Below are 15105 nucleotides of genomic sequence, written 5' to 3' on the forward strand. Positions count from 1 at the left end.
AGAGACTTTCGGCAGAGGGCCCCGCATGACTGATCACCGCAATTCCGCTACTCCCATCGATCCCGCGAAACTCGACCGGCTGGCCGAGGTGGCGGTGAAGGTGGGCCTGGGCTTGCGGCCGGGGCAGGATCTTCTTCTGACGGCGCCTGCGATCGCGCTGCCGCTGGTGCGGCGGATTGCCGTGCACGCCTACAAGGCCGGTGCCGGCATCGTGACGCCGATCCTGTCGGACGAGGAGATGACGCTGGCGCGCTACCGCCACGGCCAGGACAACAGTTTCGATCGTGCCGCCGGCTGGCTGTACGAGGGCATGGCCAAGGCCTTCTCGGACAATACCGCGCGGCTCGCCATCGTCGGCGACAATCCGATGCTGTTGTCGGGCGAGGATCCGTCGAAGGTGGCGCGCGCCAGCAAGGCCAACTCCATGGCCTATCAGCCGGCGTTGGAAAAAATCGTCAATTTCGATACCAACTGGAACATCATCGCCTATCCGAGCCCGTCCTGGGCCAAGCAGGTGTTTCCTAATGATCCCGAGGACATCGCGATCGGCAAGCTCGCGGATGCGATCTTCGCCGCGTCCCGCGTCGACCGCGAGGACGCGATAAGCAATTGGGCGAGCCACAATGCGGTGCTGCGCGAGCGCACCAACTGGCTCAACGGTCAGCGTTTTCGCGCGTTGCAATATTCGGGTCCCGGCACCGACCTCACCATCGGCCTCGCCGACGGCCACGAATGGGAGGGCGGTGCCTCGCTCTCCAAGAACGGCATCAGCTGCAACGCCAACATCCCGACCGAAGAGGTTTTCACCACGCCGCATTGCCGCCGCGTCTACGGCCACGTCGTGAGCTCGAAGCCGCTGTCCTACCAGGGCACCCTGATCGACAACATCGCAGTGCGCTTCGAGGACGGCAAGATCGTCGACGCCAAGGCCTCGCGCGGCGCGGAAGTGCTGAACAAGGTGCTCGATACCGACGAGGGCGCGCGCCGCCTCGGCGAGGTGGCGCTGGTGCCGCATTCTTCGCCGATCTCGCAGAGCGGGCTGCTGTTCTACAACACGCTGTTCGACGAGAATGCGGCCTCGCACATCGCGCTCGGCCAGTGCTACTCGAAATGCTTCATCAACGGCGCGCAGCTCACGCCGCAGCAGATCGCCGCGCAGGGCGGCAACCAGAGCCTGATCCATATCGACTGGATGATCGGCTCTGCCGAGACCGACATCGACGGCATTCTCGCCGATGGCAGCAAGGTGCCGGTGTTCCGCAAGGGCGAGTGGGCGAAGTAGCTTGCTTCACCTCTCCCGTAGGGAGAGGTCGGATCGCATCGCAGATGCGATCCGGGTGAGGGTTTACGCTTTCACCAAATGCCGCGGCCCCCACCCGACCTTTCCCCGTCGGGGAGAGTAAGCATCCCGGCGACAGTCTTCCTCGCGCTCATGGTCTGGCGTGCTGTCTCACGCCGCGGCGTTGCGCAGCATCGGGTTGTTGTCGATGCTGAAGCGGTTGAACAGCGTCGTGAACGGGCTGCCGTCGGTGGCCCGCACGATGGCGTAGGAAGCAGCGACTGCCTCGTAGAGCGCGCCGACGGAATCGTCCGGCTCGGGCAGGTCGAGCGCGTCGCGGATTTGCTCGCGGGCCTCGTTGAGGTCGTCCTCGTTGTCGAGTGTCGCCTCCAGTGCATCCGGCGCGCGCCGCATCTCCAGGAGATCACCGCCGGCGGAAAATTTGAGGATGTCGAGCCAATAGGGGCAGGCGACGACGAGCTGCATGAACGCCTCGAAATTCTCCGCGATAATGCCAGCGCGCCCCTCTGACGACACGTAGAGCACATTCTGCAACGGCAGCAGCACGAACGTGCCGCCGGAACCGTCGCTGCCGATCTGCCGCGGGCTTTCGATGTCGTCGATAGTGAACCAGGGCTCCTCGTCCGGCCCGAAGGAAACATCGAGGGCGCCGAGCCAGGCGACGACCTCGCGGTTGGCTGTCAGAACCTCGGGCGTGACGGGCATCGGCATTGGCTCCTTCCATGGTCACTTTCGCGCATTTTGTCGCACCCCGGAAAAGAGGGGTTCATGTGCGCGAATTCGCAGCGGAATCTCAACGTTAGCTGCTTCGCACCTGCAACTTAGGGCTGATTGTCGGTGCCTGCGTAAGGAAGAATTAAAAGGCGGTCACTAGCGTTGCGGCCATCATTGGAAACAATCCGGGCTCCGACCCGGCCAAACCTATTTTATTCCCTGAGGAAACAGATGTCGCGCGCAATGATTGAAATCGGCAGTTGCAATGTGGATCTCGAGCTGCGGCCGATCGAGCCGTCCTGGATCATCGAGGGTAATCCGGTGTCGCGCTCGCGCGTCCTGTCGACCAGCGCCGACGGCACGGCCCAAACCATCATCTGGGCCTGCACCGAAGGGCGCTTCAACTGGTATTACGACATCGACGAGACGATCATGATCATGGAAGGATCGATCGTGCTCGAAAGCGACGGCATGCCGCCGAAGCGCTACGGCCCCGGCGACGTCATTTTCTTCCGCGATGGCGCGCATGCCAAATGGCATGTCGAAGGGCACGTCAGGAAGATCGCGTTCTGCCGCAAGACCAATCCCGTGATGATCGGCTTCCTGATCCGCGTCGTCAACAAGCTGAAGAAGATGTTCACCTCCACCGGCGAACGCCGTCCAGCCTCGTTGATGGGTGCAGGCTAGAGCTCACAAAGTTTCAAGGACGCTTCCCAGCGGCCACGACGGAAGAGGGGTCGGGATCAACATCCGGGCCCCTTTTCTTGTCACGACGGCAGTTCGAGCCGATAGAAATCAATTGCGGTCTGTGAGAACAGTGCCGTCTTCTCGGCCTCGCTCAGGGGCGCCGCGATGCGCTTGAAGGCGTTGAAGATCACCTGATAGCTGCACTGGCCTTTGTCCGGCGGGAAATTGCTCTCGAACATCGCGCGTTTAGGTCCGAACGATTCGATGCAGGTTTCGACATAAGGCCGCCAGGCCGTGGCAAGCTCCTCGGATGACGGCGGCCTCGCGCGCAAATGGAAGTCGTAGCCGAGCAGGCACATTGCGAGCCCGCCGAGCTTAACCACCACATTCTCGCATTTCGCAATCTCCCGGATCGAGGCGCGCCACTGTGCAAACACCTCCTCGCGCCGCCCTGCAAAGCGTCCCACGCCGGCTGGGCCGCCGCAATGGTCGAGCACGATCCTGGTGTCGGGGAAGGCGCGCGCAAGCTCGGTGAGCTCGCCGATCTGCGGATGAAACAGCCAGGCATCGAAGCTGAGGTTCAGCGGCGCGAGGCAGGCAAAACCCTTGCGGAAGGTCGGATCCCGCAACAGGCCCTTCGGCCGGTTCGCATACATGCCGGCGACGACGGGGTCTTCGTCCCAGGCCGAGGAATGCCTGATGCCGCGGAAGCGGCCGTTGCCCGCCGCGATTTCCGCTTCCAGCACCGGCTTGGCCGCGTCACCCAGCAGCAGATTGGCGTGGCTGACGATGCCCGCACAGATCGCCGCCTTGCCGTAAGCACCGCTCGCGCTCATCGCGGCGACGCCATTGGCGAACTCGACCTCACCGACAGGCCGGAACGCCTCTGGCCCATGCGCGCGATACATCGAGCGGCAATCGACATAGACGGTTGCGATGACGTTGTGGCCGGAGGCGATGTCGGCTGCCATCGCCTCGATCAGATAGCGATGCCCGCGATTCCAGAGATGGTGGTGAGGATCGACGATCGGCCGGGCCGCATCGATGATCTCCTCCTGGTGCTGCGCAAGCCAATCCTCGCGCGGCTCGACAAACAGGCCGCTGGTATTAGTGGGCAACCCGCTTGCGGCCATCGGCGTTCGCTCCCTCTGTATTTTGGTATTTTGTGCTGGGAGCCTAGCATCTCATCTCGTCACGCAGCAGCGCACGCCATGCAACCGCACCCATCATCGCGCGCACAGCGGCGGTGTGACTGATATCGACTAGATGAAGCTCGATTGCCGCCACACGGAAGGTGCGCTCCCTCTCCCGCTTGCGGGGAGGGCTGGGGTGGGGGTGCCGCCACAGAGAGATTCCCAGTGTGGAGCGAGCCCCCACCCGCGCCTTCGGCGCGACCTCCCCCGCAAGCGGGAGAGGTTGCAGCGCGCCCGGAGCTGACTGATTCAAGAGCGATTCAATCTTTAAGCCTTGCGCCGCTTCGCCTTCACGTCGACGACGAGCCGCCAATCGGTTGCGGTCGCAGGCTTGACCTCGCCGAGCCAGTGGAAGGAATCGCCGGTGATCTCTGTAAAGCTCCAGCGCGTCAGCTCACCGGCTTCGGTCGTGCCTTCCTGCACGATGTCCGCGCCGCGCGGACGGCCGATCTGCTGCCGGAACACGCTGCGGCCGGGATCGAACCAGGAAATCCGCCATGCGGAAATGGCGGGATCGTAGACCCGCAGCGTCGTGCCGTACCAATTGCCGGCGATCGGAAAGGCCGGGCTGCCTGGGGAACGAGGGATGATCCAGACGTCCTGCACGGCCCGCCCTTCCAGGACCCAACCGAAATGGATTTCGCCGGGCGCGGCGTGTTTGGTTCCATCGGGCGCGTGGGCGGTGATTTCGGCGTCCCAGTCGCCGACGAAACGGCCGTAAAGCTGCAGAGCCGCCGCGTGCTCCGGGTTCGGTCCGTCCGCGTGCAACAGTCTCGCAAAATCTGTCATGTCGATCTCCTGTTGCCAGGAGATCAGCGCGAGCGGGCCTCAGCGGACTTGGAGAAAATTGCGCGTCACACCCCGTCGAGGATGATCACCGTCGGCTTCGACGGCAGCGCATCCCGCGAGATCCGGAACGACCGCTCGATGCGCTGGTCGATCTCGAACTGCTGGCCGATCCGGCGCATGAAATCGTCGAGCGGGGTAGCGAAGCGGTGCATCGGCAGCACCACCGAGGCGCGCAGCCGTTTGGTGATCTCGGAGATGCCGTCCAGCGACATGGTGTAGGTGCCGTCGATCGGCACCATCACGATGTCGAGCCGCCCGATCTGGGCGAAATGGCTGTCGTCGAGCTTGTGGTGGAGATGGCCGAGATGACCGATGCAAAGGCCGGCGACCTCGAAGATGAAGATCGAGTTGCCGTCGCGGATCATGTCGGCGCCGGAATCGTCGCCGAAATAGCGGCGGATGTCGGTGGTGACATTGCGGATGAAGGTGTCGCCGATGCGCTCGGAGATCACCGCGGGATTGCCGTCCTCGCCCCAGCCATGCAGCACATGGGGAATGCGCTTGTCCGGGAATAGCGTGTAGTGGGTGCTGTGGGCCCGGTTCATGGTGACGACATCGGGTCGCCGTCCCACCTGATAGGCGCCGCTATAGTCGGTGGCGATGCGCAGGCCCCCGGGCGTATCGATGAAATAGGTGGAGTGGCCGGCATAGGTGATCTCGACCTCGGCTGAGCCGCCGGCCTGCCGGAACGCGACCGGCAGCGCGCGGGGCGCCGCGTTCGCCATCGCCAGGCATTCGCTGCGCTGTGGCTGCTGGGCGAGGGCAGGTGCGAGGGATACGCCGAACAGCGCCAGAGCCGCCGAAACCAGTCGCCACATGCATCCGTCCCCGATGACTTCGGAGAAAGTCTAGCGTGCTATGCTGCGCATGGCCAATGGACTGCGATCAACAGCGCGTCAGTGTCGCACCTCTCGCCCGCGTCTTTTATTCGCGCCTTGGGCTGAACTTCCAGGTGATGGCGATGAGGCTGGCTGTGATCAGGCCGCTGATGAGGCCGGCGATGGGAAGAGCAAGCAGCAGCGCGGCGCTGGCGGCCCAGCCGATCGAGGAGAAGGCTTCGGCAAAGGTTGCAAGCCGCGAGGAAGTCTGGCGGCGGCGGAATTGGCTGCGCCGGGCCTGCACCCGGAACCAGAGCTGGATCGCGGTGGCGGAAGCTGCGCTGATGATGATCGCGCCGGCGCTGATTGCCGCCTGGAATGGCGAGGCGAAGGCCAGTGCCGCCACCAGCGGGCAGAAGATCACGGCGGTCGCGATCAGCACCACCTCGATCTTGGCGCGGATGACGCTGGATGGCGTTAGCGGCGCGGTCGCGACGAGGTCGGGCGCGTCCTCGCCCGAGATCGTCAGCCAGGCAAGCCCGCCGGCGAGCTGTCCGGCCGCCATCACGATGACAGGCGTGATCAGCGTCAGCGCCGCCGAACTGTCGGCAAAATTGCGCCAGAGCAGCAGCGCCGGTGGCACCAAGTAGAGCAGCTGCATCAGGGTCTGCGAGATCAGCCAGGGATCGCGCCAGAGCAGCGAAAATTCCTTGCGTCGCAGCGCCTGCTGCCGCGATCCGCCGCGGAACGGGCGCTCCTTGGCGCGTACGCGGCCGGCTGTGCCATACGCCGCCGCGTCGATGGCGGTGTCGGCAAAGCGGCGTGAGAAGATCGCCATGACGCTTCCGAGCAGCACGAGCGCAAGCGCGAGGAGCAACAGCAGCGCTTCGCTGTCGCCCATGGTCGCCCGCGCCGGCCACCACCAGATGCTGTCGATATCGGGCGCGTAGGCGGCCACGCGACCCGAGGTCAGGATGGTGAAGCGCGACAGCGTGCCGTACGACATGATCGCGGCGACCTGGAGCGCGATCACGAAGCCCGCGCCGATGATCGCGGCGAGGATCTGGGCGATCAAGCGCGTCCGCGCCGGGCCGATCAGCCGAAACAGGAGAATGGTGACGGCAATCGCGATCGCCGCCGCCGACAGGCCCATCGCGACCACGCCGCCGAACGCGCTGAGCCATCGCGCACCGCCGCCGATCACCAGCACGTCGATGAAGGGCGTCGAGAACAGCAGCGCCATTGTCGTGACGGTGAGCGCGATCGCGGCAATGCGCACCGAGAACAGATTGGCCAGCTTCGCCGGCGAGGACATGATGAGATCGAGATCGGCGCGGGCGTAAAACACCCGTGTCACCAATTCGATCGCCTGCGACAGCATCAAGGTCCAGGCCAGAAAGATCGTCGCCGAGATCACGATCAACGAGGATTTGTCGAGCGGCAGTTGCAGGTCGGCGAAGCGGCCGATCACGGCCCAGGCGGGCACGTGCAAGAGTGCGGCGAAGAACAGCAGGCCGATCATGGCGGCGCGTGCCCGCTTGCGCCGTCCGCCCGTCATCATGGCGAACCATTCGCGCCAGGCGAGCCGGAGCTCGTGACGGGTGAACCAGGACAGCGCGGTCGCCGAGCTCATGCGGCGTCCGGAAGCGTCACCAGCGCGATGAAGAGGTCTTCGAGGCTGGTGTCGGCATGGCCGTTCTGCCGCCGCAGCTCGTCGAGCGTGCCTTCGGCGACCAGTTGGCCCGATGCGATCACGCCGATGCGGTCGGCCATGCGCTCGGCGACCTCCAGAATATGCGTGGTCATGATGACAGTGCAGCCGGCGCGGACGCGCCCGCTGAGGAGGCCCTTCACATGGCGAGCGGAAACGGCATCTAACCCCGTCAGCGGCTCGTCGAGGATGATGAGGCGGGGATCGTGCACCAGCGCGCCGGCCAGCGCCACTTTCTGGCGCATGCCCTTGGAAAAACCCTCGCAGCGTTCGTGCCGGTGCTGCGCGAGACCGAGCGAGCCGAGAAGCTCCTGCGCAACCGGTTCCGAGCTAGACGGCGCGATGCCCCAGAGACCGGCGACGAACTCGAGATATTCGAGCGGTGTCAGCTTGTCGTAGATCATCGGCTCGTCGGACACCCATGCCATCACCTGCTTGGCGGCGACGGGGTTTTGGAGCGCATCGATGCCGAAGATCGAGACGCTGCCGGCGTCGGGCCGCAACAGGCCCGCGACCATGCGCAGGGTGGTGGTCTTGCCGGCGCCGTTGGGGCCGACCAGGGCATAGAACTCGCCGGCATGAATGGTGAGATCGAGGCCATCGACCGCCAAACGGTCAAAACGCTTGGTTAACCCCACGACTTCCAGCGCCGAGCTGCCCGGCTTCATGACGTCCACCATCCGGTTTTGCATCGCCCGCGACCATGACTTGAAGATGTTTCGGCACCGTGAATCTACGGCCGACAAATTCCGTCATCCTAAAGGCAAGTCACCGTTTGTTGACAGCGCTTGGCGGTTCAGGCTGAATTGGTCTCGGGCAAATGGCGCTGACGCAGCGAAACGACTGCGTAGCGACTGGACACAAGATGCGACAAGGCGGTCAGGCAGAGCCGCCGGTTGCATCGGGAGGATGCGCGGCGATGCTGGATTTCGTTCAGCAGCTGGTCAGCGGTGTTGCGCTCGGCTGCGTCTACGGCCTGATCGCGCTCGGCTTCGTGCTCGTCTACAAGGCTACCGAGGTCGTCAATTTCGCCCAGGGCGATCTGATGATGCTCGGCGGCTTCTTCGCCTTCACCTTCATCGGCATGATGGGCCTGAACTACTGGATCGGCTTTGCCGGTGCGGTGGCCGCCATGGCGCTGTTCGGCATGCTGGCCGAGCGCGCGGTGGTCCGGCCGATCCTCGGCTATCCGCAATTCTCCATCATCATGGCGACGATCGGGCTCGGCTATTTCCTGCGCTCGATCGCCGGCATGATCTGGGGCACCGACGATCTGAAGATCGAGACGCCGTTCAGCCAGGGCGTGCTGCGCATGGGCTCGCTGGTGCTCGCCTACGACAAGCTCTCGGTGATCGCGGCGACGATGATCCTGTGTACGCTGCTCTGGCTGTTCTTCAACAAGACCACGCTCGGCACCGCGATGCGCGCCAGCTCCGAGAACATGCTGGCGGCCTATTACATGGGCATTCCGGTCAAGCGCGTGGTGTCGATCGTCTGGGCCATCAGCGCGGCGGTCGCGACCTGCGCCGGCGTGCTGCTGGCGCCGATCACCTTCATTCACTCCAATGTCGGCCTCGTGCTCGGCCTGAAGGCGTTTCCGGCTGCCGTGCTCGGTGGCTTCGGCTCGATCCCGGGCGCAGTCGTTGGTGGCGTGCTGATCGGCGTCATCGAGAGCATGGCCGGCTTTTATTTGCCCGAAGGCTGGAAGGACGCCGCGCCCTACATCGTGTTGCTCACCGTGCTGCTCCTGAAGCCTGAAGGCCTGTTCGGCCTCCACGTCCGCAAGAAGGTCTGAACACCATGCGCTTCCTGTTCAAGACCGACTATGAAGACGACATCAAGCTGTTTCCGCATTCGGGCTACGCCGTCACCTATGGCATCCTGCTCGCGCTGCTGCTGATCGCGCCCTATGTGCTCTCCAGCTACCTGATGAGCCAGCTCGTCTTCGTCTGCATCTATGCGACCGTCGGCGTGGCGCTGCTGATCCTGACCGGGTTCACCGGCCAGGCTTCGCTCGGCCACGCCGCGTTCCTCGCGATCGGGGCCTATACCGCGGCCTATTTGCAGAAATACAACGTGCCGTTCCCGGTCTACTTCCTCGCCGCGGGAGCCTTGACCGGCGTCATCGGCGCGATGGTCGGTTTTCCTGCCCTGCGCCTGACCGGCATCTACCTCGTCATCGCCACCATCTCCTTTGCCTTGATCGTAGAGGAGGTCCTGGCGCGCTGGGAGAGCGTCACCAACGGCAACGAGGGCATGCGGATCAAGACGCTGTCGCTGCTCGGCGTCACGGTCCCGCGTGACAGCCCGGCCTTCTATTTCCTCTGTCTTGCCGTGCTGGTGCTGACCATCGTCGGCACGCTCAACCTGTTGCGTTCGCCGACAGGGCGCGCCTTCGTCGCGATCCGCGACTCCGAGACGGCGGCGCGCAGCATGGGCGTCAACGTCGCGCTCTACAAGGTCAAGTCCTTTGCGATCTCGGCAGCGATCACCGGCCTTGCCGGCGTGCTGTTCGCGCATAAGCTCTCCTTCATCTCGCCGGAGATGTTCACGCTGCAGCTCTCGATCGAATTCATCATCGTGATCCTGATCGGCGGCGCCTTCAGCCTGCACGGCGCGGTGCTGGGCGCGATCTTCATCGTCATGATCGATCCGTTCCTGACTTACCTCAAGGACGACATGCCCGGCATCATCGCCGGCATCACCGCGACATTTGGTGCGAGCCCGACGACTGCGGGCAACGTCCAGTCAAAAGTCGCGGCCTTCGCCTCGCTCAACGGCCTGAAAGGCGCGATCTACGGCATCATCATCGTGCTGTTCGTGCTGTTCGAGCCGCTCGGGCTCTACGGCCGCTGGCTCAAGATCAAGCTCTTCTTCCAGCTGTTCCCGCTCTACAAGCGCGCCACCTTCAAGCGGCAGAAGATCTACGTGAAGTCGGAGCGCAACCGATGAGCTATTTTCGCGCCGAGAACCTGTCGCTGCATTTTGGAGGCCTCAAGGCCGTCGATGCGGTCTCGTTCGCGGTCGAGAAGGGCGAGATCCTCTCCATCATCGGTCCCAACGGTGCCGGCAAGAGCTCGATCTTCAACCTGATCTCGCGGATCTATCGGCCGACCTCGGGCCGCATCTTCTTCGAGGACCAGGACATCACGGAGCAGCCGCCCTACGACATCGCCAAGCTCGGCATCGCCCGCACCTTCCAGAACATCGAGCTGTTCGAGAACGCGACCGTGCTCTCCAACCTCCTGGTCGGCCGCCACCGCCATTCCACCACGCAGCTCTGGCAGGAGCTGCTGTTCCTGCCGAGCGTGCGGGCCAACGAGAAGGTGCACCGCCGCCGGGTCGAGCAGGTCATCGAATTCCTCGATCTCGAACCCTATCGCGAACAAGCTGATCTCGGGCCTGCCTTACGGCGTGCGCAAGGTGATCGAGCTGGCGCGCGCGCTGTGCTCGGAGCCGAAGCTGATCCTGCTCGACGAGCCGTCCTCCGGCCTCAATGTCGAGGAGACCGACGACATGTCGTTCTGGATCCGCGACTTGAAGAACGAGCTCGGCGTCACCGTGCTGATGGTCGAACACGACATGTCGCTGGTCAACCGCGTCTCCGATCGTGTCATCGCGCTGAACTACGGTCGGGTGCTCGCGATGGGCTCGCCGGCCGAGGTGCAGCAGCACCCCGACGTCGTCGCCGCGTATCTGGGAGCCTGAGACGATGGATGCGACCGCGACACCCGAGACCATCCTGAAGCTCTCGAACATCGAGAGCTATTACGGGCCGATCATGGCGATCCGCGGCATCTCGCTGGAGGTGCCGCGCGGCCGCATCGTCACGCTGCTTGGCGCCAATGGCGCCGGCAAGACCACGGTGCTGAAGACCATCTCGGGCATCCTCGATCCGCAGAAGGGCGCGATCGAGTTCATGGGCAAGCCGATCCAGCGCATGGAAGCCGACAGGATCGTGCGGCTCGGCCTCAGCCACGTGCCGGAGGGACGCGAAGTCTTCCCGTTCCTCTCGGTGCGCGAGAACCTGATGATGGGCGCCTATCCGCGCCGGGATCGCGACGGCGTCGCGGAAGATCTGGAGCGCGTCTACGGCTATTTCCCGCGCTTGAAGGAACGCATCAACCAGCCGGCCGGTCAGCTCTCCGGCGGCGAGCAGCAGATGCTGGCGATCGGCCGCGCCCTGATGAACCGGCCGACGTTGTTGCTGCTCGACGAGCCGTCGCTCGGCCTGTCGCCGCTGCTGGTGAAGGAGATCTTCACCATCATCCGCCGCGTCAACGAGGAGCAGGGCATGTCGATCCTGCTGGTCGAGCAGAACGCCAAGGTGGCGCTGGAGACCGCGCATTACGGCTATGTCCTGGAGATCGGCCGGATCGTCATGAACGACACCTGCGACCGCTTGATGCATTCCCAGGACATCCAGGAATTTTACCTTGGCGCCAAGGAAGTGGGCGCCAGAGGCGAACGGCGCTGGAAAAAGAAGAAAACGTGGCGTTAGATGGAGGAGCCCCTCCGTAAGACATAGACCGCCGGCAAGGCAGGCTGCGGAAGGGAAAGCGACAAGGAGGAGAGGCGCATGGCCCGACCGGCGGTGCTGACGGTCGCTGATACGATCGCGAAGAGCTTTCTGCGCGCCGTCGAGACGCGGGGCGACAGGCCGGCGATCCGCGAGAAGAAATTCGGCATCTGGCAGCCGACGAGCTGGCGCCAATGGCTGGAGATCTCAAAGGAAGTCGCCTACGCGCTTCGCGCGATCGGCTTCATGCCCGGCGACGTCGGCTCCATCATCGCCAATGCCGTGCCCGAATGGGTCCATGCCGACATGGGCATCCTGTGCGCCGGTGGCGTCTCCTCCGGCATCTATCCCACCGACGCATCCTCCCAGGTCGAATATCTCGTCAACGACTCCAGAACAAAGGTGATCTTCGTCGAGGACGAGGAGCAGCTCGACAAGGTCCTCGCCTGCCGGGCCCGCTGTCCTACCTTGCAGAAGATCATCGTGTTCGACATGGAGGGTCTCCGCGGCTTCTCCGACGACATGGTGATGTCGCTCGACGAGTTCCGTGCGCTCGGCTGCAACCACATGGTCGGCCGCGAGGCGCTGTGGCAGGAGATGATCGACAGCCGCAGCGCCGGCGACCTCGCGATCCTCGTCTACACGTCGGGCACGACAGGGCCGCCCAAGGGGGCGATGCATGCCAACCGCAGCGTGACGCATCAGATGCGCCACGCCAACGATTTCATCCCGGCGCAGGAAGCCGAGGACCGGCTGATCTTTCTGCCGCTCTGCCACGTCGCCGAGCGCATCGGCGGCTACTACATCTCGGTCGCGCTCGGCTCGGTGATGAACTTTGCCGAGAGCCCGGAGACAGTGCCGGACAATTTGCGCGAGGTGCAGCCGACGGTCTTCCTCGCAGTGCCGCGCATCTGGGAAAAATTCTATTCCGCCATCACCATCGCGCTGAAGGATGCGACGCCGCTCCAGCAATGGGTCTATCGCCGCGCCATCGGTGTCGGCCACCGCATGGTCGATTGCCGGCTCGAGGGTAAGACGCCGCCGCTGTCGCTGCGCCTCGCCAACCGCCTCGCCTATCGCATCGCATTCCGCAACATCCGCCGCATGATCGGGCTCGACCGCTGCCGCATCGCCTTCACCGGCGCGGCGCCGATCGCCCCGGAGCTGATCCGCTGGTATCTTGCGCTCGGCATCGACATGCACGAGGTCTATGGCCAGACCGAGAATTGCGGGGTCGCCACCATGATGCCGGCGGAGCGGATCAAGCTCGGCTCGGTCGGCACGGCCGTCCCCTGGGGCGAGGTCGCGCTGTCGCCCGACGGCGAGATCCTGATCAAGGGCGACTTCCTGTTCATGGGCTATCTGAACCAGCCGGAGAAGACTGCCGAGACCATCGATCAACGCGGCTGGCTGCATACCGGCGACGTCGGCACCATCGACAATGAAGGCTTCGTCCGCATCACCGACCGGATGAAGGACATCATCATCACCTCGGGCGGCAAGAACATCACGCCGTCCGAGATCGAGAACCAGCTCAAATTCTCGCCCTATATCTCGGACGCCGTGGTGATCGGCGACAAGCGGCCGTATCTGACCTGCCTCGTGATGATCGACCAGGAGAACGTCGAAAAGTTCGCGCAGGACCACGACATTCCGTTCACCAATTATGCCAGCCTGTGCCGGGCGACGGAGATTCAGGACCTGATCTGGCGTGAGATCGAGCAGGTCAACGGCAATTTCGCCCGGGTCGAGACCATCAAGAAGTTCTATTTGATCGAGCGCCAGCTCACCCCGGAGGACGAAGAGCTGACACCGACCATGAAGCTGAAGCGCGGCTTCGTGAACAAGCGCTACGCCGCGGAGATCGAGGCGATGTATCGCCAGCGTGCGGTGGCGTGAGGCGCATGGCAGGAACGCCGTGCGCCAGGCGACGCTGAAATCAGCGAAGGAGCGATGGCCACGCCCTTCGCGCAACACGGGCCAGGGAGAGGAGATATCAATGTCGAAGTCGTTCAGGGCGTTCGGCCTTGCGGTGAGCGCAGTGGTGCTCACGCATCTGCCGGCCGCGGCGCAGACCAAGGTTACCAATGAGGGCATCTCGGCATCCGAGATCGTCATCGGCACTCACCAGGATCTGTCGGGTCCGATCAAGGGTTGGGGCGTCCCGGTCGCAAACGGCATGAAGATGGCGACCGAGGAGATCAATGCGTCCGGTGGGATCAATGGCCGCAAGATTCGGCTGGTCGTCGAGGACAGCGGCTATGATCCGAAAAAGGCCGTGCTGGCTTCGCAAAAACTGATCGAGCGTGACAAGATCTTCGCGATGGTGGGACCGATGGGATCACCGACAGTGCTCGCCGCGCAGGACATCCTGTTCGACGCCGGCGTCATGCAGCTCTTCCCGCTGACGGCGGCCGAGTTCACCTTCAAGTTCGATCCGGCCAAGCCGCAGGAGCGGCTGAAGTTCAACAATCTCTTGCCTTACGTCGAGAGCACACGGGCCGCGCTGAAATACATGATGGAGTGGAAGGGCTTCAAGAAGCCCTGCATCATGCATCAAGACGACGAGTACGGTAAGAACGTGCTCGACGGCTTCAACCAGCAGCTCACCGCGATGAAGGTGCAGCCGGCGTCGATCACGAGCTATAAGCGCGGCGCCTCCGATTTCAGCGCGCAGGTTGCCAAGATGAAGTCCGATGGCTGCGACCTCGTCCTGCTCGGCACCGTGCTCCGCGAGACCATAGGGGCGATGACCGAAGCCAAGAAGCTCGGCTGGGACGTCACCTTCCTCGGTGCGACACCGACCAACGTGATGGAGGTGCCGATGCTCGGCAAGGAAGCCGTCGAAGGTCTCTATGCCGCCAGCGGCTTCGAGATTCCTTACGAGGACACCGCCAAGGGCAAGGTCAAGGACTGGCTGGTCAACTACAAGAAGATGTTTGGCACCGACGCCAATACGCAGGCCATCATCGGCTACAATGCGGTGATGACGTTTGCGTTCTACGCGAACAAGGCGGGCAAGGATCTCACGGGTCAGAAGATGCTGGACGCGCTGGAGTCGGGTGACAAATTCCTCGATATCTTCAACTCGCCCCCGACCAAGTTCTCCAAGACCGACCACCTCGCCAACACCATCACCCAGGTACAGCAGGTCAAGGGCGGCCGCTGGGTGCTGGTGAAGGACAATCTGATGTTTTGATTGAGGTGTCGCTTTCACCCTCCCCTGGAGGGGGAGGGTCGATCGCGCGCAGCGCGAGCGGGGTGGGGTGATCTCTCAACACGGGCAGTACTCGATGTGGAGAGACTGTCACCCC

13 protein-coding genes and 1 pseudogene are annotated in these 15105 nt (G+C 63.7%); 8 read left to right on the forward strand and 6 right to left on the reverse strand.

The genetic code is table 11. The annotated features are described in order from the left end of the window. Positions 1 to 25: 25 nt before the first annotated feature. Positions 26 to 1282, forward strand: coding sequence for an aminopeptidase (locus ACSKB8_RS12730; RefSeq protein ID WP_091885349.1), 1257 nt, complete (start codon positions 26 to 28; stop codon positions 1280 to 1282). Between the two features lie 168 nt (positions 1283 to 1450). On the opposite strand, the gene ACSKB8_RS12735 is transcribed toward ACSKB8_RS12730, so the two are convergent. Continuing rightward, a complete protein-coding gene (locus ACSKB8_RS12735; RefSeq protein ID WP_438104430.1) occupies positions 1451 to 2005 on the reverse strand; it encodes a hypothetical protein in 555 nt (184 codons plus the stop codon). A gap of 240 nt (positions 2006 to 2245) precedes the next feature. Here ACSKB8_RS12735 and ACSKB8_RS12740 point away from each other — a divergent pair, with 240 nt between their 5' ends. Continuing rightward, a complete protein-coding gene (locus tag ACSKB8_RS12740; RefSeq protein ID WP_438104431.1) occupies positions 2246 to 2701 on the forward strand; it encodes a cupin domain-containing protein in 456 nt (151 codons plus the stop codon). Positions 2702 to 2781: 80 nt separating this feature from the next. On the opposite strand, the gene ACSKB8_RS12745 is transcribed toward ACSKB8_RS12740, so the two are convergent. The 5 genes from ACSKB8_RS12745 to ACSKB8_RS12765 form a co-directional block, all read right to left on the reverse strand. Continuing rightward, positions 2782 to 3834, reverse strand: a complete 1053-nt coding sequence (locus ACSKB8_RS12745) for an amidohydrolase family protein (RefSeq protein ID WP_438104433.1) — start codon at positions 3832 to 3834, stop codon at positions 2782 to 2784. A 327-nt stretch (positions 3835 to 4161) separates the two neighbouring features. Then, positions 4162 to 4683, reverse strand: a complete 522-nt coding sequence (locus ACSKB8_RS12750; RefSeq protein ID WP_370987854.1) for a hypothetical protein — start codon at positions 4681 to 4683, stop codon at positions 4162 to 4164. A 65-nt stretch (positions 4684 to 4748) separates the two neighbouring features. Next, entirely contained in the window at positions 4749 to 5561 is an 813-nt protein-coding gene (locus ACSKB8_RS12755; RefSeq protein ID WP_438104434.1) for an MBL fold metallo-hydrolase, read from the reverse strand. Between the two features lie 106 nt (positions 5562 to 5667). After that, positions 5668 to 7194 (reverse strand): permease, encoded by a 1527-nt coding sequence (locus ACSKB8_RS12760; protein ID WP_438104436.1) that lies wholly within the window; start codon positions 7192 to 7194, stop codon positions 5668 to 5670. Beyond that, positions 7191 to 7940: an ABC transporter ATP-binding protein gene (locus tag ACSKB8_RS12765; RefSeq protein WP_438110514.1), complete on the reverse strand. Its 750-nt coding sequence runs from the start codon at positions 7938 to 7940 to the stop codon at positions 7191 to 7193. The genes ACSKB8_RS12760 and ACSKB8_RS12765 overlap by 4 nt, the downstream gene beginning before the upstream one ends. 251 nt (positions 7941 to 8191) lie before the next feature. Here ACSKB8_RS12765 and ACSKB8_RS12770 point away from each other — a divergent pair, with 251 nt between their 5' ends. From ACSKB8_RS12770 to ACSKB8_RS12795, 6 genes and pseudogenes are all read left to right on the forward strand, one after another. Beyond that, entirely contained in the window at positions 8192 to 9067 is an 876-nt protein-coding gene (locus ACSKB8_RS12770) for a branched-chain amino acid ABC transporter permease (RefSeq protein ID WP_438104437.1), read from the forward strand. Between the two features lie 5 nt (positions 9068 to 9072). Next, positions 9073 to 10224, forward strand: a complete 1152-nt coding sequence (locus ACSKB8_RS12775) for a branched-chain amino acid ABC transporter permease (RefSeq protein WP_438104439.1) — start codon at positions 9073 to 9075, stop codon at positions 10222 to 10224. Further along, positions 10221 to 10980, forward strand: a pseudogene (locus ACSKB8_RS12780) (ABC transporter ATP-binding protein). The gene ACSKB8_RS12775 and the pseudogene ACSKB8_RS12780 overlap by 4 nt, the downstream one beginning before the upstream one ends. Before the next feature lie 4 nt (positions 10981 to 10984). After that, on the forward strand, positions 10985 to 11773 hold the full coding sequence (locus ACSKB8_RS12785; protein WP_438104441.1) for an ABC transporter ATP-binding protein: 789 nt from the start codon (positions 10985 to 10987) through the stop codon (positions 11771 to 11773). A 78-nt stretch (positions 11774 to 11851) separates the two neighbouring features. Then, positions 11852 to 13690, forward strand: coding sequence for an AMP-dependent synthetase/ligase (locus ACSKB8_RS12790; RefSeq protein ID WP_438104443.1), 1839 nt, complete (start codon positions 11852 to 11854; stop codon positions 13688 to 13690). A gap of 100 nt (positions 13691 to 13790) precedes the next feature. Then, entirely contained in the window at positions 13791 to 14990 is a 1200-nt protein-coding gene (locus ACSKB8_RS12795) for an ABC transporter substrate-binding protein (protein WP_438104445.1), read from the forward strand. Positions 14991 to 15105: the final 115 nt, after the last annotated feature.

The sequence above is a fragment of the Bradyrhizobium sp. BR 1432 genome, assembly GCF_051547705.1.
GTDB classification, from domain to species: domain Bacteria; phylum Pseudomonadota; class Alphaproteobacteria; order Rhizobiales; family Xanthobacteraceae; genus Bradyrhizobium; species Bradyrhizobium zhanjiangense.